Annotated in this window: 26 protein-coding genes; 17 read left to right on the top strand and 9 right to left on the bottom strand. The window is 64.1% G+C overall.

Annotation, left to right across the window (positions count from 1 at the left end; genetic code table 11):
• Positions 1 to 224: 224 nt before the first annotated feature.
• Complete coding sequence (locus tag QCE83_RS32340) at positions 225 to 1,061, top strand: hypothetical protein (protein WP_309820610.1); 837 nt, start codon at positions 225 to 227, stop codon at positions 1,059 to 1,061.
• Positions 1,062 to 1,394: 333 nt separating this feature from the next.
• On the opposite strand, the gene QCE83_RS32335 is transcribed toward QCE83_RS32340, so the two are convergent.
• Positions 1,395 to 2,810, bottom strand: a complete 1,416-nt coding sequence (locus QCE83_RS32335) for a PLP-dependent aminotransferase family protein (protein WP_309820609.1) — start codon at positions 2,808 to 2,810, stop codon at positions 1,395 to 1,397.
• Positions 2,811 to 2,959: 149 nt separating this feature from the next.
• Between QCE83_RS32335 and QCE83_RS32330 the strand changes: the two genes are divergently transcribed.
• Together QCE83_RS32330 and QCE83_RS32325 are read left to right on the top strand one after the other, a co-directional pair.
• On the top strand, positions 2,960 to 3,085 hold the full coding sequence (locus tag QCE83_RS32330) for a hypothetical protein (RefSeq protein ID WP_309820607.1): 126 nt from the start codon (positions 2,960 to 2,962) through the stop codon (positions 3,083 to 3,085).
• A 77-nt stretch (positions 3,086 to 3,162) separates the two neighbouring features.
• Positions 3,163 to 3,531: a DOPA 4,5-dioxygenase family protein gene (locus QCE83_RS32325; RefSeq protein ID WP_309820605.1), complete on the top strand. Its 369-nt coding sequence runs from the start codon at positions 3,163 to 3,165 to the stop codon at positions 3,529 to 3,531.
• Positions 3,532 to 3,613: 82 nt separating this feature from the next.
• On the opposite strand, the gene phaP is transcribed toward QCE83_RS32325, so the two are convergent.
• Positions 3,614 to 4,177, bottom strand: a complete 564-nt coding sequence (phaP, locus tag QCE83_RS32320; protein WP_309820603.1) for a TIGR01841 family phasin — start codon at positions 4,175 to 4,177, stop codon at positions 3,614 to 3,616.
• Between the two features lie 574 nt (positions 4,178 to 4,751).
• On the opposite strand from phaP, the gene QCE83_RS32315 reads away from it, so the two are divergent.
• Positions 4,752 to 5,054 carry an XRE family transcriptional regulator gene (locus QCE83_RS32315; protein WP_309821203.1) on the top strand — a complete coding sequence of 101 codons (303 nt, stop codon included), beginning with the start codon at positions 4,752 to 4,754 and terminating at the stop codon, positions 5,052 to 5,054.
• A 30-nt stretch (positions 5,055 to 5,084) separates the two neighbouring features.
• Here the strand turns inward: QCE83_RS32315 and QCE83_RS32310 are convergent, their stop codons facing one another.
• Entirely contained in the window at positions 5,085 to 6,026 is a 942-nt protein-coding gene (locus QCE83_RS32310) for a DMT family transporter (protein ID WP_309820601.1), read from the bottom strand.
• A gap of 427 nt (positions 6,027 to 6,453) precedes the next feature.
• Here QCE83_RS32310 and QCE83_RS32305 point away from each other — a divergent pair, with 427 nt between their 5' ends.
• The 8 genes from QCE83_RS32305 to QCE83_RS32270 all read left to right on the top strand — a co-directional run bounded on the left by QCE83_RS32305 (position 6,454) and on the right by QCE83_RS32270 (position 15,068).
• On the top strand, positions 6,454 to 7,023 hold the full coding sequence (locus tag QCE83_RS32305) for a fimbrial protein (protein ID WP_309820598.1): 570 nt from the start codon (positions 6,454 to 6,456) through the stop codon (positions 7,021 to 7,023).
• Between the two features lie 91 nt (positions 7,024 to 7,114).
• Positions 7,115 to 7,864, top strand: a complete 750-nt coding sequence (locus QCE83_RS32300; protein ID WP_309820596.1) for a fimbria/pilus periplasmic chaperone — start codon at positions 7,115 to 7,117, stop codon at positions 7,862 to 7,864.
• 166 nt (positions 7,865 to 8,030) lie between these two features.
• Complete coding sequence (locus tag QCE83_RS32295; RefSeq protein WP_309820594.1) at positions 8,031 to 10,622, top strand: fimbria/pilus outer membrane usher protein; 2,592 nt, start codon at positions 8,031 to 8,033, stop codon at positions 10,620 to 10,622.
• Positions 10,623 to 10,657: 35 nt separating this feature from the next.
• Positions 10,658 to 11,599: a fimbrial protein gene (locus tag QCE83_RS32290; protein ID WP_309820592.1), complete on the top strand. Its 942-nt coding sequence runs from the start codon at positions 10,658 to 10,660 to the stop codon at positions 11,597 to 11,599.
• 326 nt (positions 11,600 to 11,925) lie between these two features.
• Entirely contained in the window at positions 11,926 to 12,654 is a 729-nt protein-coding gene (locus QCE83_RS32285) for a fimbrial protein (protein WP_309820590.1), read from the top strand.
• Between the two features lie 110 nt (positions 12,655 to 12,764).
• Positions 12,765 to 13,721 (top strand): fimbrial protein, encoded by a 957-nt coding sequence (locus tag QCE83_RS32280; protein ID WP_309820588.1) that lies wholly within the window; start codon positions 12,765 to 12,767, stop codon positions 13,719 to 13,721.
• 116 nt (positions 13,722 to 13,837) lie between these two features.
• Entirely contained in the window at positions 13,838 to 14,758 is a 921-nt protein-coding gene (locus QCE83_RS32275; protein ID WP_309820586.1) for a fimbrial protein, read from the top strand.
• 109 nt (positions 14,759 to 14,867) lie between these two features.
• Complete coding sequence (locus QCE83_RS32270) at positions 14,868 to 15,068, top strand: hypothetical protein (RefSeq protein WP_309820585.1); 201 nt, start codon at positions 14,868 to 14,870, stop codon at positions 15,066 to 15,068.
• Positions 15,069 to 15,073: 5 nt separating this feature from the next.
• Here QCE83_RS32270 and QCE83_RS32265 read toward each other — a convergent pair whose 3' ends face one another.
• Positions 15,074 to 15,508 (bottom strand): hypothetical protein, encoded by a 435-nt coding sequence (locus tag QCE83_RS32265; protein WP_309820582.1) that lies wholly within the window; start codon positions 15,506 to 15,508, stop codon positions 15,074 to 15,076.
• Between the two features lie 261 nt (positions 15,509 to 15,769).
• On the opposite strand from QCE83_RS32265, the gene QCE83_RS32260 reads away from it, so the two are divergent.
• Both QCE83_RS32260 and QCE83_RS32255 read left to right on the top strand, forming a co-directional pair.
• Positions 15,770 to 16,144, top strand: a complete 375-nt coding sequence (locus QCE83_RS32260; RefSeq protein ID WP_309820580.1) for a hypothetical protein — start codon at positions 15,770 to 15,772, stop codon at positions 16,142 to 16,144.
• Positions 16,145 to 16,613: 469 nt separating this feature from the next.
• Complete coding sequence (locus QCE83_RS32255; protein WP_309820578.1) at positions 16,614 to 16,904, top strand: hypothetical protein; 291 nt, start codon at positions 16,614 to 16,616, stop codon at positions 16,902 to 16,904.
• Positions 16,905 to 16,961: 57 nt separating this feature from the next.
• Here the strand turns inward: QCE83_RS32255 and QCE83_RS32250 are convergent, their stop codons facing one another.
• Entirely contained in the window at positions 16,962 to 18,008 is a 1,047-nt protein-coding gene (locus QCE83_RS32250; protein WP_309820576.1) for a trypsin-like peptidase domain-containing protein, read from the bottom strand.
• Between the two features lie 54 nt (positions 18,009 to 18,062).
• Positions 18,063 to 18,947: a phosphorylase gene (locus tag QCE83_RS32245; RefSeq protein ID WP_309820572.1), complete on the bottom strand. Its 885-nt coding sequence runs from the start codon at positions 18,945 to 18,947 to the stop codon at positions 18,063 to 18,065.
• 156 nt (positions 18,948 to 19,103) lie between these two features.
• Here QCE83_RS32245 and QCE83_RS32240 point away from each other — a divergent pair, with 156 nt between their 5' ends.
• Positions 19,104 to 19,868 (top strand): ParA family protein, encoded by a 765-nt coding sequence (locus QCE83_RS32240; protein WP_309820570.1) that lies wholly within the window; start codon positions 19,104 to 19,106, stop codon positions 19,866 to 19,868.
• 178 nt (positions 19,869 to 20,046) lie between these two features.
• A complete protein-coding gene (locus QCE83_RS32235; protein ID WP_309821202.1) occupies positions 20,047 to 20,949 on the top strand; it encodes a LysR substrate-binding domain-containing protein in 903 nt (300 codons plus the stop codon).
• An 18-nt stretch (positions 20,950 to 20,967) separates the two neighbouring features.
• Here QCE83_RS32235 and QCE83_RS32230 read toward each other — a convergent pair whose 3' ends face one another.
• Together QCE83_RS32230 and QCE83_RS32225 are read right to left on the bottom strand one after the other, a co-directional pair.
• Positions 20,968 to 21,780 (bottom strand): mechanosensitive ion channel family protein, encoded by an 813-nt coding sequence (locus QCE83_RS32230; RefSeq protein WP_309820568.1) that lies wholly within the window; start codon positions 21,778 to 21,780, stop codon positions 20,968 to 20,970.
• Positions 21,781 to 21,934: 154 nt separating this feature from the next.
• The gene (locus tag QCE83_RS32225) at positions 21,935 to 22,465 is read right to left on the bottom strand and encodes an Lrp/AsnC family transcriptional regulator (protein ID WP_309820566.1); all 531 of its coding nucleotides are present in this window, start codon (positions 22,463 to 22,465) and stop codon (positions 21,935 to 21,937) included.
• A gap of 156 nt (positions 22,466 to 22,621) precedes the next feature.
• Between QCE83_RS32225 and mdeB the strand changes: the two genes are divergently transcribed.
• Positions 22,622 to 25,336 (top strand): alpha-ketoglutarate dehydrogenase, encoded by a 2,715-nt coding sequence (gene mdeB, locus QCE83_RS32220; RefSeq protein WP_309820563.1) that lies wholly within the window; start codon positions 22,622 to 22,624, stop codon positions 25,334 to 25,336.
• Here the strand turns inward: mdeB and QCE83_RS32215 are convergent.
• A complete protein-coding gene (locus QCE83_RS32215) occupies positions 25,333 to 25,983 on the bottom strand; it encodes a phosphoribosyltransferase (RefSeq protein ID WP_309820560.1) in 651 nt (216 codons plus the stop codon). The two genes, mdeB and QCE83_RS32215, sit on opposite strands and share 4 nt — an antisense overlap.
• Positions 25,984 to 25,999: the final 16 nt, after the last annotated feature.

Raw genomic sequence — 25,999 nt, 5'->3', positions numbered from 1 at the left:
GCTGATTCGCAGATAGCGAAAGTGGCGTTGGCGCCGATAGACGCAGAATTTGAATTCTCGCAGCCCGGGACGGCTGAAGAAGTCGGGAGTGCAGTTCAAACACAGCGCAGACACAACAAGGCGATTGCGCTTCTGGAAATCTTGTCGGCGCTTCCTGACGAAGAAATCGAGAAGATCACGATTCCGGTTTCGGTGCTTGTGAAGCTGTCCCGGAAATAAAAGTATTGATTTGCCTGGTTTCGTCACAAAAAGAAATCAACGAAACCGTAAGCCAGCAGCGTGAGAGACTGATTCCCCAGGATTTGTTCAAGGGAAAATCCGGGCCGGATTTCCCGATTCATTTCAAGATTTCGATATTCGATCCGTCGACTCCGTCCTTGAGTTTCGACAAGTATCTGCTCTCGCATATCAAGGGGATGGATGCGGTCATTCTGCTCGTCGAGAAGAAGCATGCACATCACGTCCAGCACGTCTCGCGCGCAATCTTCGCCGCCGTGTTCGACACGGCGGACAAGAGGCTGAGGAACTTCAAGAATTTCTTTGGAAGTTATTTCTCTCCGCTGTTTCGAAACTTCTTCGCGCTTCGAGCCATGATGCACGACGCGGAAAAGGAACAAGCGTTGATGTTGCCACTTCGCAATTTCGAAGCTGCGGAACTTGTGCAAATCATTCAGCTAGTGAACGAGGAGAGCCGTTCCACGGCCTTTGCAGGCGAACTCGAGATGCTATTGACTCGACTGATCAAGCGTCGGCGTAAGCGGGCAAGATCCGTCTACCAGACAAAATATTTTGTCGACGACAAGCAGATGCATTTCGTATACGGGAATGAACGTCATGCGCTTTTCGACACGGCTGCGCCTCATAACGCTGCTTGCCACGTGAACGGATTATTCAGATTCGGAAGGCAAATCGACAAGAGCCGGCACTTCAACGTGAGCTTTGGCGACGGTGACGAAACAATCATCGCCGGAGATTTTCCGGACTGTCACGGCGGGGTCAAGACCATCCCCGCAACTCCTCGTCGCAGCCACGCAAACATGTTTGCGAATGATTTTTGCTGATCTCAAACGGGGAGATCGAACTGGATCTCCTCGATATGGAAAATTCGTATCTAGCGCGATTTCCACCCGCAGAGGCAATAGAGATTCAAATTTCGGCTGGCTCGCGAGACACAAGTTGAGACAACCACGTTCTCCAAACTATCGGAACCTTCACTTGCCTACCCTCTATCCAGCATGGGTAGCACTGTAGGCCGCAGACGAACTGTCCAAAACTGTTGCTATTGAATTCAATAAGTCCGACGGAGTGGTACGTAGATACGGCGAGAATTCTAGCACGCAAGAACCAGCGTCCCTCACTTGCGTCACGCCAGGAATGCCCCTGAATGCATCTTCCTAACTCTCCCCCCGCACCCACTCCCCCAGCGCCTTCACCGCCCCTTCGATCTGCCCCGACCACGGATGCCCGAAGTTGATCCGCACGTAATTGCCATGCGCATGACGCGCGGAGAAAATCGGCCCCGGCGTCACATTGACGCCGTGCTCCAGCCCGCGCCTGTGCAACTGCATCGCATCGACGTCCGCCGCCAGCCTGAGCCACAGAAAATAGCCGCCTTCCGGCCGCACGAACGACACCTCCGGCGGCAGCCAGCGCGCAATCGCCGTTTCCATCGCGCCGCGCTGGGCGAGCAGGGCGCCGCGCAGCTTGCGCAGATGCCGGTCGAAGCCGCCGTGTTGCAAGTAATCGGCGATGCCCGCCTGCACCGGAATGCTGGTCGACAGCGTCGTCATCAGTTTGAGACGGCGCACCGCCTGCGCGTAGCGGCCCGCCGCGACCCAGCCGAGCCGGTAGCCCGGCGCGAGCGTCTTCGAGAACGACGCGCAGTGCATCACGAGCCCCTCGGTATCGAACGCCTTCGCGGGCGGCGGCCGGTCCTGCGCAAAATGCAGCTCGCCGTAGACATCGTCTTCGATCAGCGGCACGTCGTGCCGCGTGAGCAGTTCCACCAGCGCGCGCTTCTTCGCGACCGACAGCGTCACGCCGGTCGGGTTCTGGAAATTTGTCATGAACCAGCACGCGCGCACCGGATGCCGCGCGAGCGCTTCGGCGAGCACGGCGAGATCCAGTCCTTCTTCGGGATCGACGGGAATCTCGACCGCTTGCAGCCCGAGATGCTCGATCGCCTGAAGCGCGGCATAGAAGCAGGGCGATTCGATCGCGACGACATCGCCCGGTTTCGTCACGGCCATCAGGCAGAGCGTGAGCGCCTCCAGCGCGCCGTTCGTCACGATCAGCGTCTCCACCGGCTGCGCGATCCCCATGCCGACGTAACGCAGCGCGATCTGCTGCCGCAGCGTTTCATTGCCCGGCGGCATGTCGGCGACGGTGCTCCACGGATCGAGGCTCCGCGCCGCCTGTCCGAGCGACTTCGCGAGCCGCGCCAGCGGAAACAGTTGCGGCGCCGGGAACGCCGAGCCGAGCGGCGCGACATCGGGACGCTTGAGCGCGTCGAGCACGGAGAACACGAGACTGCTGACGTCGATTGGCGCGGGCTCGGCCAGCACCGTCTGCGTGTGCCCGGCGCGCGGCGCGGCGAGCATCGCGCCCGGCGCGACGTAGTAGCCCGAGCGTTCGCGAGCGCGGATGAGCCCCCATTCCTCGAGCAGGTAATAGGCGCGGAAAACCGTCGACTGCCCGACGCCGTATTGCGTCGTCAGATGCCGCACCGAGGGCAGCCGCGCGCCGACAGGCAAGCGGCCCGCGCGGATCTCGGCGGCCATTGTGTCGGCCAGGGCCTGGTAGCGCTTCATCGCGTGTGTGCCGGGTTGGACGCGCATCGGCCGATGCGCGGCGCGAATTGTCGCACGGCGCGCGCGGGGAATATCGCGGCGGGCTCGCGCGTTTGATCAGGGAGCGGCCGATACGCCGCGCCCATTCTTAACTCGTCCGGAGGTGTGTCATGAAGTGCGCCAGAATCGCCACGATCGTCGTCGCCTTGCTCGCCGGTCTGCTCGCGGGTTGTCAAAGCGATGGCAGCGGCATGTCGCAGGGTTCGTCTTCGGGCAGCAGCAGCGGCCGATACTAGGACCGCCGGTCCGCGCGGCGGGCGCGGTCCGGAGGATAGAATCGGCGTTCCGCACTACGCCGCGCAGGACTGACAAGATGGACGCGAAGCACACCCGCAGCATCATTGACTGGCACGCCCACGTCTATTTCGATGCACACACCCGCGACGCCGCCTGGCAACTGCGATTGGTCATCGAAGCGCATTTCTCCGATCTGCTGCAAAGCGGCGCATTGCGTCTGGGCCGCTTCCACGAGCGGCCTGTGGGACCGCATCCGTTGTGGTCGTTCCAGCTTGCCTTCGGCGGCGAACTGCTCGCGCCGATGCTCGAATGGCTGACCCTCAATCATGGCGCGCTCGATGTGTTCATGCATCCCAACACCGGCGACGCGCTGTCGGATCATCGCGATGCCGCGGTGTGGATCGGGCGTTCGCATGAACTGGTGCTGAAGTCGCTGGGCGGCTGAATCACCGGATCTGCCTCCCAGACGCAACAAAGGCGGGTCATGCCCGCCTTTGTTTGTTCTCTCGATTGCCGCTGAAAGAAACTTACTTCTTCGCGGTAGCCGTCTTGGGCACGGCGCGCACGACGGCGCCGCTCGCCACTTCGGCGTCGCTCTGCGCGGCGTCCACGACCTGCTTGGCGGCCTTCCTGGCGGCTTCGTAGGCGGAGTTGGCGGATTCCGTCGCGGCATCGATGGCCGAGCGCCACGCATTCACCACGGCTTCGCTGCCGGCGGGTGCATGGCTCGCCAGGCTGTCGACAAACGCCTGGACGTTGCGCTGCGATTTGCCGAGCTGATCCTGCACGGCTTCGATGTAGTCGCCACGGACGCCCGCAGCGATTTCGTAGACTTGCGTCCAGTACGCCTGCGTGCGCTGGGCGGCGTCCTGCAGATTCTGGTTATGCAGCGTGAAGAATTCCTGCGGACCGCGCGCCGAGAACGCACGGACGACGAACGCCTGTTGTTCGTCGAGCGCGGTCCTGATGGTGCGTGTATTCAGATCGACCAGTTGTTCAAAGCCACCGACCGCCCGCGTGGCGAGACCAAACGTGGCGTCTACTCCCGCCTTCTGCGACTCGACTACCTTTTCCGGCGCAAGACTGCTCATTCTCGACTCCAGGTGGGTTGATACGTAATGGCGCGGGACGCGCGATGATTGGTGCGGTGCAGCGAGCGACCCATTTTAAAGAAACGGCTTTGCGTGTCAATTACGTGTTTCCCATCAGACATTAAACCATTCCGATATTCGTCAAAATAATCAGAGGGAAATAAGCAAATGCACTTGCGCGATATACGCGATTTGATCACACATCACGTATTACGCCTGACGGGCAGAATCGATCGTTTAATTCTGAACAATATTTCATCGGTGGAAAAATTATTCAGGGCCGTGCGGAGCGCACGCTCGTTCGCGCAATCCCTTGACTGGCGGCGCTTTGGCCGAAACGCTGGTAAACACCTAAGCCAATTATTACCGAATGCGATGTTTCCCTAGTTGACGCATTGATGTCGGAATTGAAAAAATCACGCACCGCAGCAAACGAGGAGAAAGGCGTAATGCCGGGTAAGGATTTCGACGCAAACCGTGTCACCAGCCCGTCACTTTGCCTCTATAGGATTCACCCTCGCGCAAATCAGCCGGCGCTGAACGGCATATATATAAATCGAGAGACTTGAAGAAGATGGGGCAACATTCTCAAACCCTGGGCCACCTTGAACGCAGCGAAGAAGACAACGCCCTGCGGCGCGCAATGGCCGCGCGTCTGGACCGGGCCATGCACAAGGCAAACATCAGTTCCGCAAAAGCCGCCAACTGGCTCGACGTAAGCGAGCACGACGTGCAATTCTGGCGTCGCGGCATCACGGTGCCGCCGCTGGCGGCGTTCAATCGCATCGCCCGCGCGCTCGACCTCGACGTGCACTGGCTGTGCACCGGCCAGAGCCGCCAGGCTCCGGTGCATGCGCAGTCTCAGGCAGTCAACTGAGCGCGCTTCTCCCGCCGTATTTCCGCGTCATCAGGCTTCCGGCGTCATCGCAGGCGCCGGCTGCCCGCGCCCGTGCAGCAGCACGGTGCCGATGCCGCTCGCCGCGATCACGCACATCCCGAACGCCATCCAGCCATCCGGCACCTGGCCGAACAGCAGCCAGCTGAAGAACGCCGCGAACGCCAGCTGGCCATAGGAGAACGGTGTGAGCACGGCCAGCGGCGCGCGCCGTAACGCCTGCAGCATCAGCAACTGGCCGACCGTCGCAAAGGTCGCCATCAACGCCACCAGCGCCCAGCTTCCGGGCCGTACGCGCGCAATCGCGGGCAGCGTCTCCGCCTGATCCATCCATACGAGTACGCACAGCACCAGCGTCGCGACGAACGCCGTGAGGAAGTTGGTGGTGATGGCGTCGTCGACCCGGGAGAGATGGCTGGAGATCACCTGGAAGCACGCGAAGGTCGTCGCCGAGCCGATCGGATAGACGATATTCCAGTCGAACTGGCTACCGCCCGGGCGCACCACCAGCAGCATGCCGATAAAGCCGAGCACGACCATCGCCCATTTGCTGCGCGGGACATGATCCTTCAGCACGAGCGCGGCGAGCAGCGTGGAAATCAGCGGCGCCAGCATCGCGAGCGACGTGGTCACCGGCAGCGGCAAATGCCGCAGGGCCGCGAAGGTACACGCTGAATTGGTCAGGAGCAGCACCGCGCGCACGATCTGCAGCTTCACGCTGCCCGTTCGAAACAGGCCGAACGCGCCGCGCCGCACCTGCCAGACGCCCAGCACCACCATCTGGAACAAGTAACGGACCCACAAGAGCGCAAGCAGCGGAACCGCCGTGCCGATCAGCTTCACCGTCGAATCGCTGGCGGCGAAGGTCGCCGTGGTCAGGATCATGATGGCGATGCCGGCGCCGGTGTTATCGGTATCAATGCGGTATCGCGCCTTGCTCCCCAAGCTTGCCATCGAATGTCCGTGAGTTGGTCCGACCGGTTGCCGCGTAGCTGCGGATCATGGAACGGGATTCTGAAAGTGAACGGCCTTTCCAGCCTTACATCATTCTCCGGTCATCGTCAGGGTGCTGCAAGGACGCAGTCATGTGGTGTGCGGTCTTGTTGCGTCACCGTCACGGACCCAAAAAATTAACTAGACGGTTCGGACACGGATGCGATGCGGTTCGAAATCTCATGATGCCTTCGTCATTTTTCAGACTTCGACTAGATCATTCCTAGGGCGCTGTCTCTACGATTCACTGGACGTCGGATGTCATGCAACCAGTCGACCGATAACAAAGTTGCTCGGCAAACATCCGGCGTTCGAAGCAGCGATATGGCACGCGGGCCGCGCGTGCCGATCGCACAGGAACTCACCCGTCCCAGTTGTGGAGCACACCATGCAGAAGCGCTTTTCCGTCGCAGCCGCGATCTTGTCCGGAGCGTTCATCGCCCTTTCGTCGACGATCGCACAGGCCGCTGACGGCACCATCACCATCAACGGCGTCGTTACCGACACTACTTGCTCGATCAACGGCAAGGCCAGCGGCACGCAGGCCGACATCACCGTGCTCTTGCCGGCCGTGACGGCCGGCTCGCTGGCGTCGGCGGGCACGACCGCCGGCACGTCCAATCTCGGCGACATCAAGCTGACGCTGAGTGGCTGCACGGGCGCTGCCACCAAGGCAGTCGCGCGCTTCGAGAACGGCCCGACGGTGGACCAGGCAAGCGGCAATCTGGTGAACAAGGCCCTGACGACGCCGGCGACCAATGTCCAGGTCCGCCTGCTGAACGTGAACATGCAGCCGATCAACATCCTGACGAACGCGAACAACGACCTGGCCACCAACGGCGCGACGATCGCCAGCGGCGCGGCCACGCTGAACTACTTCGCGCAGTACTACGCGACCGGCAAGGCCGCGGCGGGCAACGTGACGACCTCGGCGCAGTACACGATGACCTATCAGTAACCGCATCGCGGCAAGCAGGTTCCGGGCGCGCGCGTGGGCGCGCCCGGCATGAGTCAGTCACAGCGTGGTCATTGAGAAACAGGCACTCGACATGAACAGGAACAAGCGGCGCATCGCAGCGGCCGCATGCCTCGGCATCTGCTTCGCGAGCGTAGCGGGCACGGCGGCCGCGAGCGTGACGATCGGCGGCACGCGGGTCGTCTATCCGCTGGATCAGCGTGAAGTCACGGTCAAGCTGAACAACGACAGCCGCTTTCCCTCCCTGGTCCAGGTATGGATCGACGACGGCCGCGCCGACGCCGCGCCCGGCGACGTCAAGACGCCCTTTGTGATTACCCCGCCGATCTTCCGCATGGACGCGGGCAAGTCGCAGACGCTGCGGGTGATGTACGGCGGCGACGCGCTGCCGCAGGATCGCGAGTCGGTGTACTGGCTGAACGTGCTCGACGTTCCGCCGAAAGTGCAGCCCAAAACCGACCAGAACACGCTGCAGCTCGCCTACCGTACGCGCATCAAGGTATTCGTCCGGCCGATGAAGCTGCCGGGCGTGCCCGAGGATGCGCCGCGCGCGCTGGCCTGGAAGATCGTGCCCGCGCCGCAAGGCGGCGGCGACGCGCTCGCCGTCACGAACCCGACTGCCTACTACGTGTCGTTCAGCGAGATCGGCGTGGAGGCGCAAGGCAAGCACTACAAGAACGAGATGGGCGGCATGGTCGCGCCGCGCGGCACCGAAATCATCGCGGTGCCGAAGATGAGCGGAGTGCATGCCGGCAAGGTCCATTACATGGCGATCAGCGATCTCGGCAGTCCCATCGAGGGCGATGCCGACGCATCCGATTAGTCATCCTCCGCGCTCCGGCTGAGCGCATCCCCGCCCGTCAACGGGTTCGAGTCCCGACACACGAGATCGACGCGCTGCGCCGCCGGCGTGCGGCGGGCGCTCGCGTGCGCGTCGGACTTCGGGCCGACAACCATGGATTTGAGAATCGATGCAGGAGACATGCAGTGTGAAGCGGGGCACGTTGCGCCGGAAGCTTCGTTGGCACGCCCGCCGCGGCGCATTCACGCTGACGCTGACGCCGGCGATGGCGCTCGTATTGTCGTCGTTCGCGGCCGCGGCAACGAGTCCGGCGGCGCCGTCGGAGCCGGCCGTCGAGTTCGACACGACCTACCTGCGCATCGATCCGCAGCGCGTCGATATCGCGCGGCTTGCGCGCAGCAACTATGTGTCGCCGGGCGTGTATCCGGTGGATGTCTCGATGAACGGCAACCGCGTCCTGCGCGACACGGTGCGCTTCCTCGACCAGGGCAAGGACGCAAGCGCGACGCCCTGCCTGACGCGCGGCATGCTGGAACGCGCCGGCGTCGACTTCACGAAGCTGGCCGGCGCACGCGAGACGCAGGCCGACGCGTGTATCGACCTGCGCGCGCTCGTGCCCGAGGCCGCGGTCGATTTTGACTTCGGCGAGCAAAAGCTCACGCTCTCGGTGCCGCAGAAATACATGCGCAACCAGGCGCGCGGCTACGTGCCGCCCGAGCTATGGGACAAGGGCGTGAACGCGGCCTTCGTGAGCTATGGCGCGAACGTCTACCAGACTTCGAACGACGGCATGCATTCCACCCAGAGCTATCTCGGCCTGAACGCGGGCGTGAATCTCGGTGGCTGGCATCTGCGGCATCAGTCGTCGCTGACCTCATCGACCGGCCAGCCGACCCAGTTCGACGACATCGCCACCTACGCCCAGCACGACGTGCCGCGTCTCCAGGCCCAGGTGACGCTGGGCGAAAGCCAGACCACGGGCGACGTGTTCGACAGCGTCGCGTTTCGCGGCGCGCAGATCGCGACCGACGACCGCATGCTGCCGGAGTCGCTGCGCGGCTATGCGCCGGTGGTGCGCGGCACCGCTGCATCGAACGGGCGCGTGACGGTGCGCCAGAACGGCCAGGTGATCTACGAGACGAGCGTGCCGCCCGGACCGTTCGAAGTGCGCGACCTGTACCCGACGGGCTATGGCGGCAATCTGGATGTGACCGTCACGGAAGCCGACGGACGCACCAAGTCGTTCAGCGTGCCTTATGCGGCGGTGGCGCAGTCGCTGCGTCCGGGCACGACGCGCTTCGCGTTCACCGCGGGCCAGCTGCGCGACGACGCGCTGCATTCGCGGCCCACCTTCACGCAGTTCACGCTGCAGCGCGGCCTGACGAACCTCGTCACGGCGTATGGCGGCGCGATTGCGGCAAGCGGCTATGTGGCGGCGAACCTCGGCGCGGCGTTGAATACGACGCTGGGCGCGTTCGCTGCCGACGTGACCGCCGCGCGCACGGAGATTCCTGGCTACGGAACGATGAGCGGGCAGAGCATGCACATTGCCTACAGCAAGCTGATCGACTACTCCAATACCAACTTCACGCTCGGTGCGTACCGCTATTCGAGTTCGGGCTATCTGGGTTTCGCCGACGCAGCCCGCGCGCGCGACTACGCGATGAACGGCGGCACCGTGAGCGACCGTCAGCGCGGGCGTCTGCAACTGACGGTCAATCAGCCGCTGAAGAACTACGGTACGGTTTTCGGCACGCTGACCTCGCAGAACTACTGGAATCGTTCGGGACACGACACGTTCTATCAGCTCGGCTATTCGAACAGCTTTCGCTACGGCAGCTACAGCGTGACGGCGGGCCGCACCATCTCGACGGACGGCGAGGCGTCGGACGAGGTCATGGTGAGCGTGACGTTGCCGCTCGGCCGCTCGCCGCACGCGCCGCTGTTGAGCGTCAACCTGAACACGGGCGATGACGTCACCAGTCTTCAGGAAAGCGTGAGCGGCTCGGCGGGCGAGCGCAACGAGATGTCCTACAACCTCTACGCCGCGCAGACACGCGCCAATGGCTCGAGCATCAGCGGCAACGGCGGCGCGAGCGGCGTCTATCGCGCGCCGTATGCGCAGATCACGGCGTCCGCCAGCGGCAGCGCGCACACGTCGCAGTTGTCGGCGGGCGTGAGCGGCTCGATCGTCGCGCATCCGGGCGGCGTGACCCTGTCGCAGACGGTCGGCGAGACCTTCGGGATCGTCGAGGCGCACGGCGCAGAAGGCGCGACGGTGGCGGGCACCTCGGGCACGAAGATCGATGGACGCGGCTATGCGGTCGTGCCGTTCCTGACGCCCTACGACATGAACACCATCGACATCGATCCGAAGGGCACGTCGCCGGATGTGGAATTCGAATCGACTTCGGATCAGGCGGCGCCGCACCTCGGCTCCATCGTGATGCTCAAGTACCGCACGATGACGGGCCGCGCGGTGCTGATCCGCGCCCCGCGCATCGACGGCGAGTCGCTGCCGTTCGGCGCGGAAGTATCGGACGGCAGGGGGCAGGTGGTGGGCGTCGTGGCGCAGGACAGCCGGATCTTCGCGCGGGGCGTCGAGGATCAGGGGAACCTGGTGGTGAGGTGGGGCGAGCAGGCGTCCGAGCAATGCATCGTGAACTACGTGCTGCCGGCACGGACGACGCAGAAGAACGCGCTGTATGCGTCGGTGGAGACGCATTGCGTGGATGCGCCTGTGGCGGTGAGCACGGGATCGGATCGGGTGAGCAAATGAAGGGTGTGCGGATGGCCCGCGTTCGGTCGAGCCGCTTGGCTGGCTCGCTGGCGGTCATGTTGCCGATAGTGCGTGCCGAAGCCGGGACACTCACGTATCCGGCTTATGGGGCACAGGCTTTAGATGTTCCCACGAGCCTTTCGCTCGGCCGGGACACGCCTGTTGGGACGACGCTCTGGCAACTGATGAAGAATCTTGGCATCTCGGTCAGCGATGTGACTTGCACGGTTCAGAAAGACGTCACGGTGACCGGAACACTCGTGCCGGGATACTCGAACATGTATCAGTCCGGCGTGGAGGGCATTGGCGTGCGCTTCTACGTGACCAGTGATTACAAGTCACAACTCGTGACGGTTCCGGTGTCACAGTCATACGCGGTTCCTGTCAACAACACGGTGGAGCAGGATGTCCGTGCGGACTTCATCGTGACCGGGCCCGTCAAGAGCGGGACCACATTGAACCTGCCCTCCATGCAGATCAAGTTTTCCGGCAGCTGTTTCCCCACGGTGACTTACACGCAGACGCTGACCGGCAACACAACCGTGACCGGCAACACGTGCAGCGTCACGACGCCCTCGCTGAATTTTCAGTTGCCACGAGCGTATTCGAAAGACCTCGCGAGCGCCGGGGCGACCACCGGCGACACGGTCGTGCCGCTCGATCTCAATTGCCCGGCGGGAGTCAAAGTCGGCATCACGATCACCGATGCCGTGAATCCCGCGAATCGTTCGTCAAGCTTGAGTCTTGCGCCGGGGTCGTCGGCGGCGGGCGTCGGGATGCAGATCCTGAACGGCACGACGGCCGTGTCCTTCGGGCCGGATTCGGCGGCGGGAGGGACGGTCAATCAATGGATCGCCGGGACATCGGCGGGCGGCGCGATGCGGGTGCCGCTCACGGCGCGCTATGTCCGCAGCTCGGGCACGCTGGTGCTGGGCAGCGTCAACGGCAAGGCCACTTTCACGATGTCGTATCAATGAGTGAGGCGCTTGTGAGTGGGCTTGCGTTTGCTTCGCGGTTCGAGCGGCACGCCGTGCAGAACTTCTTCTGGCGCGCATGGATGTCGCGGCGAAACATTCGCCTCGCCGCGCTGGCGATGCTGTTCGTCGCCTTGATCATTGCAGCTCGTCCCGCCCACGCAGGAACGCTCACGTTCCCTACTACGGGCAGCATGCCTGTGCTGAGCTTTCCCACCACGGTGTCCGCAGGCCGTGATACGGCGCCGGGAACGTCGCTCTATCAAGCAATGGGAAATGCGGGCCTTGCTACAAGCGGCGTCGATTGCACGGTCACAAAGGATGTCACCGTGAATGGAACGCTTGTGTCGGGGTACAGCAACGTCTACCAGACAGGGGTACCGGGAATCGGCGTCCATTTCTACATCACCTTCGGATTCAACGGTGGATGGAGCGATGTCCCAACTACTCAAACTTTCAACGTACCCAATAGCTCCACCACCCACTACACCCGTGCGGACCTCGTCGTGACAGGACCGGTGGGCAGCGGCACCACGAGCAACCTGCCTTCGATGCTCATCAAATTTTCCGGCAGCTGCATCACGACTGTCACCGCCACTCAGACCCTGACCGGCAGCACCTCGGTCACGGGCAACAGTTGCAGCGTGACGACGCCCACGCTCGCTTTCACCCTGCCGAGGGCCTTCTCCAAGAATCTGCCGAGCGCGGGCGCGACCACCGGCGATACCACGCTCCCGCTCGGCTTGAACTGCCCCGCAGGCGTGAAAGTCGGCATCACGGTCACGGATGCCGTCAATCCCGCGAACCGTTCGTCGACCTTGAGTCTCGCGGCGAATTCATCGGCGGCGGGCGTGGGCGTGCAGATCGTGAACGGTACGACGCCCTTGTCCTTCGGTCCGGATTCAGCCGTCGCGGGTACGGTCAATCAATGGATCGCGGGGACATCGACGGGCGGCGCGATGCAGATCCCGCTCACGGCACGTTACGTCCGCACCTCGGGCACGCTGGTGCCGGGCAGCGTCAACGGCAAGGCCACTTTCACGATGTCGTATCAATGAGCGCCGCGCGTGTGAACGGATTTGGTCTTTCTTCGTGGTTAGAGAGATCAGTCATCCAGACCGTCTACTTTTTTTTCGCCTTGGCGCGCGCACGGGCGTCAGGACAAACGATGCTCGCCGGACTGCACGCGCTGCCGTGCATCGTCATGATTCTTGCAGCACGGCCGGCCCATGCAGGAACGCTCACGTTTCCGACCGAGGGCATGCCGGTGTTGAGCTTTCCCGCCAGGGTGTCGGCGGGCCGCGACATGGCGCCGGGAAGCGTGCTCTCCGAAGCGTCCGGCGATGCGGGCATTGCCACGCGCGGTGCCAACTGCACCATCACCAAGGACGTCACCGTGAAAGGAACGCTTGTGCCGGGTTACAACAATGTCTACCAGACGGGAGTACCGGGAATCGGCGTCCGGTTCTACATCACGGCGAATTACAACGGTAACTGGAGCGATGTTCCAACCTCTCAGACGTTCTACGTACCCGACGACGCTGCGCTTCACTACACCCGCGCAGACCTCGTCGTGACGGGACCGGTGAGCAGCGGCACCACGAGCAACCTGCCTTCCATGTTCATCAAGTTCTCCGGCAGTTGCATCACGACCGTCACCGCCACCCAGACCCTGACCGGCAACACCTCGGTCACGGGCAACAGTTGCAGCGTGACGACCCCCACGCTCGCATTCACCTTGCCGAGGGCCTTTTTCAAGGATTTGTCCAGCATAGGCGCGACCACCGGCGATACCACGCTGCCGCTCGGCTTGAACTGCCCCGCGGGCGTGAAGGTCGGCATCACGGTCACGGACGCCGTCAATCCCGCGAACCGTTCGTCGACCTTGAGTCTTGCGGCGAACTCATCGGCGGCGGGCGTGGGCGTGCAGATCGTGAACGGTACGACGCCCGTGTCCTTCGGTCCGGATTCAGCCGTCGCGGGCACGGTCAATCAATGGATCGCCGGGACATCGACGGGCGGTGCGGCGCAGATCCCGCTCACCGCACGCTACGTCCGCACGTCAGGCACGCTCGTGCCGGGCAGCGTCAACGGCAAGGCCACGTTCACGATGTCGTATCAATGAACAGCGCCCTGATCTTGTCGACGCACGGGCGTGCAGTGAAATTCCCTCTGATCGCTTTCGTAAAGCACTTGTGCGCGTTCTTTCGGAAGCGCAATACGCTCTGCCTGATCGCATTGATGTTTCCAGCCTGCCAAGCCGTCGCCGGCACGCTCACGTTCCCGAACGCGGGCAGCATGCCGGTGCTGAGCTTTCCGGCGAGCGTATCGATCGGACGCGACACGGCAATCGGAACCAATCTCGCAAGCGTGAGCGGCAATGCCGGCATTGCCACGAGCGGTGTCGACTGCACGATCCAGAAGGACGTCACGGTTTATGGAACGCTCGTGCCCGGTTACACGAACGTGTATGAGAGCGGCGTGCCGGGCCTCGGCGTGCGCTTCTACATCACGAGCAACTTCTCCGGCGGCCTGGCGGAGGCGCCGCTGTCGCAGTCGTTCTCGCGACCCGATGGCCGCGCCGTGCACTACACCAAGGCCGAGCTCGTGGTCACCGGTCCCGTCACCAGCGGCGTCACGAGCAACCTGCCGAGCATGAAGGTCAATTTCTCGGGAAGCTGTTTTCCGACGGTAACGGCCACCCAGACCTTGACCGGTTCGACGACAGTCAGCGGCAACACCTGCCGGCTGCTGACGCCCGCGCTGTACTTCCCGCTGCCCAACGCATTGACGACCGACCTGTCGAACGAAGGCGACAGCACCGGCGACACGCTGGTCCCGATGGGACTGGACTGCCAGCCGGGCATCAAGGTCTACATCACGATGACCGACGCCATCGATCCCGGAAACCGCTCCACCGACCTGGCGCTCGCGCCGGCCTCGACGGCAGCGGGCGTGGGCATCCAGATCCTGAACGGCGCCGACCCGATTGCGTTCGGACCGGACTCGCAGGCGGCGGGCACGCTGAATCAGTGGTCGGCGGGCACGTCGGCGGGCGGCCTGATGCAGATTCCGCTGTCGGCGCGTTACGTGCGCACGGCCGGCGCGCTAGTGCCGGGCAGCGTTCACGCCAAGGCGACTTTCACCATGTCGTACCAGTAGGGAGCGCACCGTTTTCGGCCGGCGATTGTTTCACGCTTGCTCCTTGCCATCATCGTCCGGGCGCCTAAACTTAAAGTAGTTTCTCAACATTATCGAGATGGAGACGTCGATGAGAATCAGGCCACGCGAAGTCGTGCGAATGCTCGCCACGCTCAGGCATTCCGCCCATTGCAGACGCTTGCGTGCGGCTTCCGCGGCGCAGGCTGCCCGCGATCTGGCGAGCGAAGCCGCGGCGGCGGACCCGCCCGAAGACGACGATCCCGCCGATTCCGCAACGGACGCCGAAGGACCGCGCTCAGCCATCCACTGATGCGTTCAGACTCGGGCAGCGTTCCGATACGGTGAAAAGCGCCAGTGTCCGCTGGCGTCCTTCACGGCAATGGCGCCGTGTTCGTGCATCAGTTCGCCGATGGCCGCGGGTTTGATATCGCCGGTGATGCGAATCACGAGCAAGGTGCGCTGCAGCAGCGCGGCATCGGTTTCTGTCGATGGCAAAGGCGTGGGCTTCGGCAAGGGTGCGTCGGGCACGAAGTGATTACGCGCGATCACGCCCTGATGCTCGCCGTGTGCAACATATTCGGCTTCGTCTTCGTCGTGCGCAGGTTGCCATGGCATGTCGATATCGACTTCGCCGCGCCGTGCCTGGTAAAGATGGGCATCGTCGCGTCGCATGCCGGCGAGCTGCAATGCGCGAAGCGCCTCGTGTCCGTCGCGATAGGAGCCGAACACACCTACTATGACCTGATTCATCGTCGCCCCCTGTGATGGATCGTCTTCATGCGATCCCAGCCTCAGATGTCGTCGCGCGCAGCTTCAGGCAAGCCTCCGCGCTGGTGTAATCCTCATATGATCGACAGCAACACCCGTTCCCGCATGACAGGTCTGAAGGTGGTGCGCAGCACAGGCGCCGCGAGATTTCACCGGGTTGCGACCCCACGGCCGATACCCTAAAGTGACAATGCTTCCTGGCCAACATAGCGCGTCGAATGACGCGTCATCCGCGAGGTCCGAATGATTGCAAAAGCCTGCGCATTGACGATCTTGCTGGTGGCGCGCGCGGCATCGGCGGCGCCGTGCTACAGCGATGGCGAAGTCGTGACGCTCGAAGGCACCGCTACGCGGCAGACGCCGCATGAGGCGGAAAGCTCGGCCAAGCCCGCATGGGTGCTGTCGCTGGCGAGTCCGGTATGCGTCCTCAGCGCGGGCGCGGGACAGAACGCTCGACAGCAGTCGAATGTATCGGCGGTGCAGATCATCGATGCCACGCCTACCGAGAACGCCCGCATCCAGCTGACGGGCAAGCTCGTCACCGGCAATGTCAGCGGCTATTATGCGGTGCCTACCGCGATCTGGGTGCTCAAGGAGCGCGTGCTGTCGAATCAGTGATGGCAGCGCGCTGCATCACCGCATGACGCATGTCGTCGTTTCAGGCGGCTTTCGCATGCGCGTGGAAGCGCCAGAAGACCTCGACCACCACATGCAGCGGCTGCTGATCGAGCCTGCGCTCCTCTGCGAAGCGCATGATGGCGTCCAGCTGCTGGCCTGTGCAACGGAAAGCTGCGCGTCGCGGCGCAGCCTGATTTTTCTTGTACGTGTTCATGGCAATCCTCTTTCCAGGACCTTCCCCCCGACAGGGCAGGATCGTTCAACGGGGCGACCCGTGAGCGCGCTGCCTTCTGCCTTCGCATTGAACCGTAGCGGCGGCGCGCCTACCGGCTGTTGCCGCACATAGCCGCCAGGATGTGTTCGTTAGCGCAATGAGCGGGCCTGACCCATTCGCGATAAAAGCTTTCGGATTGGAATAAATCTTTCGGGTCGTGCGTTCAGCAAGAGGGAAACGCGGAGGACACATGCCGTGAGCGCCGATCACTACGCGCACGAGGAACTCGTGCATATCGGGCGGATGATTGCCGAACTGGCGCGCGTCGCGACGAGCGGGCGCCGCGTGCCGGCGCACCATGCGGTGCTGCGGCCGGAGTATTGGCGGCGGCGTATCGATGCCTTGATCGACGCCAGCGCCAACGAGCCCTTGCGGCGCGATGCCGCCGCATTGCGCGAGCGTCTCGCGAACGTCTTCGCTATGTCGACAAGACCGGTCACGGGGGGCGGGGGTAAAGCCGCGCGTGAGACCGGCCGGGAAGAATGAAGTGAACATGCGTACGGCGGCGGGCGCCGTCGTACGCTGCCTATGCGGCTCGAGCCATCAAACGGTCTGCTCGACCGGCGTCAGATCGATCTCGACCTTCTGCGTGCCGCGCAGCACGGCCAACTTCACGGGCTTGTCGATGCGCGACGCATCCAGCGTGCGCTGCAGGCCGTCGACGCTGTCCACGGCGATCCCATCCACTTCGACGATGCGATCGCCCGTACGCAATCCGCCGATCGCGGCCGGGCTGCCCTTGACGATTTCCATCACATGCACGCCGCTCGCCGACGCCAGCCCGAAGTATCGCTGCACGCGCCGGGAGATGGGCGTGGTCGTGCCTGCCACGCCGATATACGCGCGCCGCACGCGCCCGTGAGTGAAGATCTGCATGATGACCCACTTGGCCGAATCGATCGCGGTGGCGAAGGAAATGGCCTGTGCGCCGGAGATGATCGCCGTATTGACGCCGATCACCTGTCCCGCCGAATTGATCAGCGGTCCGCCCGAATTGCCCGGATTGAGCGCGGCGTCGGTCTGGATCACGTCATGAATCAAGCGGCCCGACATGGAGCGTAACGAGCGCCCGAGCGCGGACACGACGCCGGTGGTGACCGTCTGCGCGAGGCCCAGCGGATTGCCCACGGCAATGGCGATCTGCCCGACGCGCAAGCTGCCCGAATCGCCCAGTTCCACATGCGGCAGCGGCTCCGGCGAACCGATGCGCAGCACTGCGAGATCGCTGGCGGGATCGTCGCCGACGAGATCGGCGTCGAAGCGCGTGCCGTCGGCGAGCGTGACGGCGATGTGCGTCGCGCCGTGCACGACGTGGCTATTGGTCAGCAGATAACCGTCGGGCGTGAAGATGAAGCCCGATCCCGTGCCGCCCGCCTGACGGCGCGCGCCGCGCGGGTCCGCAAGCTCGCGCTCGACCGAGATGAACACAACAGCTTGCTGCACGCGTTCGAGTGCGCCGATCACCGTGCGCGAATAGGCGTCGAGCAGGGCGGTGTCGTCGAGCGGCGCGGCGTGTGTGGATGACGCGGACGACGCGGCGGCATGCGGCGCGCGCCCGAGGTCATCGATGAATTGTGGCCGGCTTCCCATGTTGGCATGACTCCAGATGTCTGGATGCGGACATGCGGGTCACGCCGACCGATTTCAAGAGATAGTTGCGTTCGCAAGTAATTGCATCGGGCCGAGTGTTTCGACGATGCGGCGCTGGGCGTCGTCGCGTACGAACAGCGAGCCCGCGAAGCCGAGCGCGTTCACCGCCACGCCTTGCACGTCCGGCACGCTGCGCGGCACGGCCAGCATCCAGCGGCGCGTGACCAGCAGGTTGTACGGCGCACTCTGCCGCGCGACGCCCGCCATCTCGACCCGCCCGACGCCGATCGCCTTCAGCAATTGCCGATACACGGTGTGGGCGCGGACGGGATCGTCGTCGGCGAGCCAGGCGGCCGCGTGCCTGAACGCAAGCTGCGGCGCCTGAAACAGCGCGTCCGTGCGCGCGGCTTCGATGCACGGCTCGACGGGCAGGACGTGGCCGTCGAGCGGCAGCGGCACCAGTTGCAGATGCTTGTGCGGCTGGCTCGAACCGGCGATCGTGCCGCCGTTGTAGAAGCCCAGCGCGTCGAAGCGCGCGAGACACGCGAACAGCGCGGCGAAATCGCTTTCGTCGATCAGCGACGCCTGCGCTTCGAAGTCGTTCGTCACGATGAGCAGATGATGCGCGAGCACGTTGAACTTGTTGAGCAGCAGGAAGTGCCGCGCGCCGATATCGCCGACCCGCAACGCCGCCTCGCACGGCGAGAACGGATCGCGCCATGCGCTGGTCGATGTGGCCGCGAGCGTCGCTGCTTCCTCCTTGCGCCGGAGGTTCGCGGCCTGCCGGACCAGGAAGCGCACGCCGCCGTCTTCGATCACGCTTTGCGTGGTGTCGAAGGAGCGCAGCGCGCCGCACGCAAGCGCGCGTTCGGTCTGCGTGACAACGTCCTGCCATGAAGGGGCGTCAGGATGCACCAGGTGGCGTGGGTAGGCGGGCATGCGAAACATCGTCGCACAGGCGCGCGCGGCGTGCAGCGTCGAAGGGCGGTCATTTTGATGCGCTAAGATTTGCCACCGGGCACCGGTCGACCCGTAAAAAGCCACCGAAAGCAACATGAACAAACGACCGTTCACAAACCGAGGAAGAATAAGCCGATGCGCCGTGTGGTCTTCAATCAAAAGGGTGGGGTGGGCAAGTCCACCATCGTCTGCAATCTGGCGGCCATCAGCGCGTCGCGCGGCCTGCGCACGCTCGTCATCGATCTCGATCCGCAAGGCAACGCCAGCCAGTATCTGCTCGGCACACGAGCCTCCGAGGCCCAGCCGAATCTCGCCAGCTTCTTCGAGTCCGCGCTGAGCTACAGCTTTCGCGAACCCGCCTTCGAGTCCTTCATTCACCAGACGCCGTTCGAGCATCTCGACATCGTGCCGTCGCACCCGAATCTCGAAGCGCTGCAAGGCAAGCTCGAATCGCGCTACAAGATCTACAAGCTGCGTGACGCGCTCAGGAATCTCGAACACTACGATGCCGTGTACATCGACACGCCGCCTGCGCTCAATTTCTTCACGCGTTCCGCGCTGATCGCGGTGGAGCGCTGCCTGATTCCCTTCGATTGCGACGACTTCTCGCGTCGCGCGCTCTATTCGGTGCTCGATAACGTGCAGGAGATCCGTCACGATCACAACCCGGACCTGAGCGTGGAAGGTATCGTCATCAACCAGTTCCAGCCGCGCGCGAGCCTGCCGCAGCAACTCGTCGACGAACTGCGCGGCGAGGACCTGCCGGTGCTCAATTCACATCTGTCCTCGTCGGTGAAGATTCGCGAGAGCCATCAGCACGCGCGGCCGATGATCTACCTCGAACCGCGTCACAAGCTCGCGCAGGAATATGTGGCCCTGCATGAGGAACTGAACGGCTGAAGCGCCGCCGGTGGTCATGACGGCGCCGGGGAATAAAAACCGTGCGTGCACGTTCATGCAGAGAACAGGGCGCAATCGTCGCGCCTCTTTTTCTCGCTGGATCACGCACATGACTCAGGTTCCCGCAGCGGCCGCATCCGTCACGCACGGTTCTCTTTCCACCGAAAGCCTGTCCGGCATGGTGGCCTTCGTGCGGGCGGCCGAAACCGGCAGCTTCGTGGCGGCGGGCCGCGCGCTGGGGCTGTCGGCGTCGGCGGTGGGCAAGAGCGTGATGCGGCTGGAGGCGAAGCTCGGCGTGCAGCTGCTGAACCGCACGACGCGCCGCATCGGCCTCACGCACGAAGGCGCCCGCTTCTTCGCGCGCTGCAAGCGCATGCTCGCCGATCTCGAAGACGCCGAGAACGAGTTGTTCCATTCCACCGCGTCGCCGCGCGGACGCCTGCGCATCAGCGCGCCGTCGCTCGGCGGCCGGCTGTTGTTGCCGCTCGTGCCGGAGTTCAGGCGGCGTTATCCCGACATCGAACTGGAGATCGACTTCAGCGACCGTCTGGTGGACGTCACGCAGGAAGGCTATGACGCGGTCATCCGCACCGGACGTCTCGCCGATTCGCAATTGCTCGCGCGTCCGCTCGCGCAATATGGCCCGGTGATCGTGGCGGCGCCGGCTTATCTGTCGGCACGCGGCGAGCCGGCGACGCCCGAGGAACTCGCGGACCACGCCTGCATCCGCTTCCGCTCGCCGGCAAGCGGCCGGCCCGAGCCGTGGCGCTTCGCCCGCGACGATCACAGCTATGCGCTCGATCCCCACGCCATCCTCGCCTTCAACGACATGGAAGCAGTGCTGGCTGCGTGCATCGCAGGGCTGGGGCTCGCCTGCGTGCCGGATTTCGTCGCGAAGAACGCGCTGGAGGCCGGCCTGCTGCGGACCGTGCTCGGCGCGCACGTGAGCACGGAGGGGACGTTCCAGATCGTGTGGCCGCAGAGCCGTCATGAAGCGCCGCGGCTGCGTGCCTTTATCGATCACGTTGCGGCGCGCCTCGGGGGCTTGCCGTCGCACGGTGCGCGCGTTCGTGCGGCTTGAGCAACGGAAGCGCCGCGTTCAGCCGATGACGCGCCGTGCGAGCGGGGTTTCCGGCGTCGGATAGCCGGCCTGTTTGAAGGTCTCGATGATCGCGCGGTTGGTGTCGAAGTAGACCTGCCAGTAATCGTTCGTGTTGGTGTAAGGGCGCACGCACAGCAACGGGCCTTCCGGCGTGAACGACAGCACTTCGACATCCGGCGGCGGCGTCGTCGCGACGTTCGGAATCCGGGCGACGGCTTCCTTCAGCCGCGCGATGGCGTCGAGCGGATCGACGCCGTTTGCGATCTTCGCCGTCAGCTCCACTCGCCGATGCGGCAGCTGGCTGAAGTTCCAGATGGTGTCGGAGAAGATCTTGTTGTTGCCGATGATGGCCGCGACGTTGTCGGGCGTCGTGATGGTCGTGCCGAACAGGCCGAGTTCGGTGACGGTGCCGGTGACGCCGCCCGCCGTCACGAAATCGCCGACCTTGAAGGGCCGCAGCACCTGCATGAAGATGCCGGCGGCGAAGTGCGCGAGCAGTCCGCCCCACGCCGTGCCGATGGCGAGACCCAGGCCCGCGAGCAGCGCCGCGAACGAGGTGGTCTGTACGCCGAAGATCTGCAGGATCGCGAGGACCAGCAGCAGGTTGAGAATGACGCCGACGATGGAGCCGAGGTAATGGGCGAGCGTCGGATCGACGCGGCCGTTGCGCGACAGCAGCTTGCGTATGCCGCCGGTGACGAGACCGATGAGCCAGCGTCCGATGATCCACAGCGCGATGGCGCCGACGACCATGATCGCCAGATCGACGCCGCGCGTCATGATGAAAACACGTACCGTCTCGAGGTTCATTTTGTTGTTCTCGCGTGGCGCTTCGTTGTAGGAACGCGGATTCGCGGGTGGCAGGGCCGCGTGGCACACGAGTTATAGATGACACTCCGAGTCATGGCAAGAGTTACTCTTGCCGTCGATTTAATCGGAAGAATTGACCTGTTTGGCGAAATAATCAGGTCCATTCCGTTTCGGCGGCATCCGGATCGCGCAGTGTCAGTCCGGAGGCGGGCAAGGGCAGCGCGGTCTTGTAGCGCACCTGTTTCAGCGCAAAGCTGGAGCGGATGTTTGACACGCCCGGCAGCGTGGTCAGACGCTCCAGGATGAAGCGCTCCAGCGCGGCGATGTCCGGCAGCACCACGCGCAGCAGATAGTCCGCATCGCCGGTCATCAGATAGCACTCCATCACCTCGGGACGTTCGCTGATCGCCTGCTCGAAGCGCGCCAGTGCGTCCTTGACCTGCTTCTCCAGGCTCACCTGGATGAACACGTTGATCGAGAGGCCGAGTGCTTCCGGATCGAGCAGCGTGACATGCTGGCGGAACAGCCCCGCCTTCTCCAGCGCGCGCACGCGGTTGAAGCACGGCGTGGCCGAGAGATTCACCGCCCGCGCCAGCTCGGCATTGGTGATGCGCGCGTTGTGCTGCAACTGGTTGAGGATGCCGATATCGATACGGTCGAGACGTTGCCGGGTCGTCGTGCTCATGGTCGGGAAATTCCGGTTTCGGGCGGTTTGAAAGAATAAACACACTATCCCAAAGCGCAGAAACAGCCAAATGAGACGCACATTTTGCGCAAGCATGGATATGCTGGTGTGATCCATCAGTCACCACCAGCCACCATCAGCCAGCGCGGAGTCGCCATGACCGATTTGTCGAGCGGAACCACCCAGCTTCTTTCCATCGCGAAGGGCCGCGAGGACGTCGATCCCGCGGAAACCGCCGAATGGCTGGAGGCGCTCGACGCCGTCGTGGAGCACGTAGGCCGGGAGCGCGCGCAGTATCTGTTCGACCGGCTCGCGGAACACGCGCTGTCGGTCGGGGTGGAATCGGCGCGGGCGCGCGCGACGCCTTACACCAACACCATTCCCGTCGCGCAGCAGCCGCCGTATCCGGGCAAGCTCGACGTCGAAGAGCGGCTCGCCGCCGTGCTGCGCTGGAACGCGCTCGCGATGGTCGTGCGCGCGAACCGCGCCTATGGCGAGCTGGGCGGTCATATCGCCAGCTATGCATCGGCGGCGGATCTGTTCGAAGTGGGCTTCAATCACTTCTTCCGCGCGGCGGGCGCGAATCATGGCGGCGACCTCGTCTACTTCCAGCCGCACTCGTCGCCGGGGGTCTATGCGCGCGCCTTCCTCGAAGGCTTTCTCGACGAGGAACACCTGAAGCACTATCGGCGCGAGATCGCGGGACCGGGGTTGTGCTCCTATCCGCATCCGTGGCTGATGCCCGACTTCTGGCAGTTCCCGACCGGTTCCATGGGCATCGGGCCGATCAACTCGATCTACCAGGCCAGGTTCATGCGTTATCTGCAAAACCGCAACCTGCAGATCACCGAAGGCCGCAAGGTGTGGGGCTTCTTCGGCGACGGCGAGATGGACGAGCCGGAATCGATCGGCGCGCTGTCGCTCGCGGCGCGCGAGCAGCTGGACAACCTGGTGTTCGTCATCAACTGCAACCTGCAGCGGCTCGACGGTCCCGTGCGCAGCAACGGCCGGATCGTCGATGAACTCGAGGCGCAGTTCACCGGCGCGGGCTGGAACGTCATCAAGGTGCTGTGGGGCTCGGACTGGGACGGGCTGTTCGCTCGCGATCGCAACAACGCGTTGCTGCGCGCCTTTGCGCATACCGTCGACGGCCAGTTCCAGACCTTCTCCGCCAACGACGGCCGTTACAACCGCGAACGTTTCTTCGGCCAGAACCCGGAGCTGGCAGCGCTGGCCGCGCATCTGTCGGACGAGGACATCGACCGTCTGCGCCGCGGCGGCCATGACGTGCGCAAGCTGCACGCGGCCTACGCGAAGGCGCTCGCGCACAAGGGCCAGCCAACCGTGATCCTCGCCAAGACCATGAAGGGTTTCGGCATGGGCACGGTGGGACAGGGCCGCATGACGACGCATCAGCAGAAGAAGCTCGATCTCGACGACCTCAAGGCGTTTCGCGACCGTTTCCGCCTGCCGCTGTCGGACGAAGACGTCGAACAGGTGAAGTTCTACAAACCCGCCGCCGACGCCCCCGAAATGCGCTATCTGCACGAGCGGCGCGCGGCGCTGGGCGGCTACCTGCCGCGTCGCCGCGCGAAGGCGACACAGGGCGTCACGCCGCCCGCGCTCGCCAGTTGGGGACAATTCGCGCTGACTGCCGCCGGCAAGGAAATGTCCACGACGATGGCCTTCGTGCGGATGCTCGGCAGCCTGCTGAAAGACCCGGCGCTCGGGTCGCGTGTGGTGCCGGTCGTCGCCGACGAGGCCCGCACCTTCGGCATGGCCAACCTCTTCAGGCAGGTGGGCATCTATTCGCCGCTCGGCCAGTTGTACGAGCCGGAAGACATGGGTTCGATGCTCTATTACCGCGAGGACACGCGCGGCCAGATTCTTGAAGAAGGCATTTCGGAGGCGGGCGCGGTGTCGTCGTGGATCGCGGCGGCGACGTCCTACAGCGTGCACGACCTGCCGATGCTGCCGTTCTACATCTACTACTCGATGTTCGGCTTCCAGCGCATCGGCGACCTGATTTTTGCGGCGGCGGACCAGCGTTCGCGCGGCTTCCTGATCGGCGCGACGGCGGGGCGCACGACGCTCGGCGGCGAGGGTTTGCAGCATCAGGACGGCACGAGCCATCTGAGCGCATCGACGATCCCGAACTGCCGTGCCTACGATCCCGCGTTCGCGTACGAAGTGGCGGCCATCGTCGACGAAGGCATGCAGGAGATGATGGAGCGTCAGAACGACGTGTTCTACTACGTCACGGTGACCAACGAGAACTACGCACAGCCTTCGGCGCCGGGCGGCACGCTGAGCGAGGCCACGCGCGACGGCATCCTGCGCGGCATGCATCGGCTTGGCGACGCTGCCGAGAGCGCGGCGCAGGTGCAGTTGCTGGGTTCGGGCGCGATCCTGAATGAAGCGCTCGCGGCGCGCACGATGCTCGCGGAAGACTGGAACATCGAAGCCGCCGTGTGGAGCGTGACGAGCTACACCGAACTGCATCGCGACGGCGCGGCCTGCGAACGTCTCGCGCGCCTGAGCGACGATGACGCATCCGAGCCGTTCGTCACGCGCGCGCTGCAAGGCACGCAGGGACCGGTGATCGCGGCGACGGACTATGTGCGCGCGCTGCCCGAACTCATTCGCGCCTACGTGCCGCGCCGCTATGTGACGCTCGGCGCCGACGGCTTCGGACGCAGCGATACGCGGCAGGCGCTGCGGGCGTTCTTCGAGGTGGACCGCGTGTCGATCGTGCTGGCCGCGTTGAAGGCGCTCGTGGATGACGGCGTGATCGAGCGTTCGGTGCTGAAGGAAGCGCGCGCACGTTACGGCCGCAGCAGCGAGGATTCCGGTGCACCCTGGACGCGTTAGGCGTCGCGCCGCGCGGCGTCGAGCAGGTCGCGGACTTCGTCGTCGCTGGTCTGGTCAAAGTCGGCGTAGAACTGGCCTACGCCGAAGAAGGCACGCGGCCGAAGCACGCATACGAACTCGTCCACCACGTGTTCCACCCGCGCATCCGAATCGAGCGGCGCGACCGGCAGCGCCGCGACGATCCTCGCGGGATGCGCGTGCCGCAGCGACATGGCCGCGGCCTTGAGCGTCGCGCCGGTTGCCATGCCGTCGTCGACGAGAATCGCCACGCGGCCGCTTACGTCGAGCGGCGGACGCGTTCCCCGATACAGCCGGTCGCGCCGGAGCAGCTCGGCACGTTCCCCGGCGATCACGCGCTCGAGTTGCTTCCGCGACACGCCCGCGTAATCCACGATGCTCCGGTCCAGGAAGAACGCCTCTCCCGAAGCGATCGCGCCCATGGCGAGCTCGGGCTGCGCCGGCACGCCAAGCTTGCGGACCACGAGGATATCCAGCGGCGCGCCGAGCGCGCGGGCTACTTCGAACGCGACGGGAACGCCGCCGCGCGGGAGCGCGAGGACGATGACATCGTCACGATGGGCGTAATCGCTGAGACGTGTCGCGAGGTTGCGGCCTGCGTGCCTTCGGTTGTCGAATGTGGAGTCCATGCCGGATGCCTCCCGA

This window comes from Caballeronia sp. LZ034LL (assembly GCF_031451215.1).
In the GTDB taxonomy this organism is placed as follows: Bacteria; Pseudomonadota; Gammaproteobacteria; order Burkholderiales; family Burkholderiaceae; genus Caballeronia.
Note: the sequence above shows the minus strand (reverse complement) of the source record. Positions and strands in the feature narration are given on the sequence as shown.

What these genes read in the sequence shown, in the direction of transcription:
- QCE83_RS32315 (WP_309821203.1), top strand. Translation starts at nt 4,752, where the DNA reads ATGGGGCAACATTCTCAAACCCTGGGCCACCTTGAACGCAGCGAAGAA.
- phaP (WP_309820603.1), bottom strand. Translation starts at nt 4,177, where the DNA reads ATGAGCAGTCTTGCGCCGGAAAAGGTAGTCGAGTCGCAGAAGGCGGGA.
- QCE83_RS32225 (WP_309820566.1), bottom strand. Translation starts at nt 22,465, where the DNA reads ATGAGCACGACGACCCGGCAACGTCTCGACCGTATCGATATCGGCATC.
- QCE83_RS32250 (WP_309820576.1), bottom strand. Translation starts at nt 18,008, where the DNA reads ATGGGAAGCCGGCCACAATTCATCGATGACCTCGGGCGCGCGCCGCAT.
- QCE83_RS32260 (WP_309820580.1), top strand. Translation starts at nt 15,770, where the DNA reads ATGATTGCAAAAGCCTGCGCATTGACGATCTTGCTGGTGGCGCGCGCG.
- QCE83_RS32230 (WP_309820568.1), bottom strand. Translation starts at nt 21,780, where the DNA reads ATGAACCTCGAGACGGTACGTGTTTTCATCATGACGCGCGGCGTCGAT.
- QCE83_RS32325 (WP_309820605.1), top strand. Translation starts at nt 3,163, where the DNA reads ATGGACGCGAAGCACACCCGCAGCATCATTGACTGGCACGCCCACGTC.
- QCE83_RS32310 (WP_309820601.1), bottom strand. Translation starts at nt 6,026, where the DNA reads ATGGCAAGCTTGGGGAGCAAGGCGCGATACCGCATTGATACCGATAAC.
- QCE83_RS32270 (WP_309820585.1), top strand. Translation starts at nt 14,868, where the DNA reads ATGAGAATCAGGCCACGCGAAGTCGTGCGAATGCTCGCCACGCTCAGG.
- QCE83_RS32305 (WP_309820598.1), top strand. Translation starts at nt 6,454, where the DNA reads ATGCAGAAGCGCTTTTCCGTCGCAGCCGCGATCTTGTCCGGAGCGTTC.
- mdeB (WP_309820563.1), top strand. Translation starts at nt 22,622, where the DNA reads ATGACCGATTTGTCGAGCGGAACCACCCAGCTTCTTTCCATCGCGAAG.
- QCE83_RS32300 (WP_309820596.1), top strand. Translation starts at nt 7,115, where the DNA reads ATGAACAGGAACAAGCGGCGCATCGCAGCGGCCGCATGCCTCGGCATC.
- QCE83_RS32335 (WP_309820609.1), bottom strand. Translation starts at nt 2,810, where the DNA reads ATGAAGCGCTACCAGGCCCTGGCCGACACAATGGCCGCCGAGATCCGC.
- QCE83_RS32245 (WP_309820572.1), bottom strand. Translation starts at nt 18,947, where the DNA reads ATGCCCGCCTACCCACGCCACCTGGTGCATCCTGACGCCCCTTCATGG.
- QCE83_RS32240 (WP_309820570.1), top strand. Translation starts at nt 19,104, where the DNA reads ATGCGCCGTGTGGTCTTCAATCAAAAGGGTGGGGTGGGCAAGTCCACC.
- QCE83_RS32280 (WP_309820588.1), top strand. Translation starts at nt 12,765, where the DNA reads ATGCTCGCCGGACTGCACGCGCTGCCGTGCATCGTCATGATTCTTGCA.
- QCE83_RS32275 (WP_309820586.1), top strand. Translation starts at nt 13,838, where the DNA reads ATGTTTCCAGCCTGCCAAGCCGTCGCCGGCACGCTCACGTTCCCGAAC.
- QCE83_RS32215 (WP_309820560.1), bottom strand. Translation starts at nt 25,983, where the DNA reads ATGGACTCCACATTCGACAACCGAAGGCACGCAGGCCGCAACCTCGCG.
- QCE83_RS32235 (WP_309821202.1), top strand. Translation starts at nt 20,047, where the DNA reads ATGGTGGCCTTCGTGCGGGCGGCCGAAACCGGCAGCTTCGTGGCGGCG.
- QCE83_RS32330 (WP_309820607.1), top strand. Translation starts at nt 2,960, where the DNA reads ATGAAGTGCGCCAGAATCGCCACGATCGTCGTCGCCTTGCTCGCCGGT.
- QCE83_RS32265 (WP_309820582.1), bottom strand. Translation starts at nt 15,508, where the DNA reads ATGAATCAGGTCATAGTAGGTGTGTTCGGCTCCTATCGCGACGGACAC.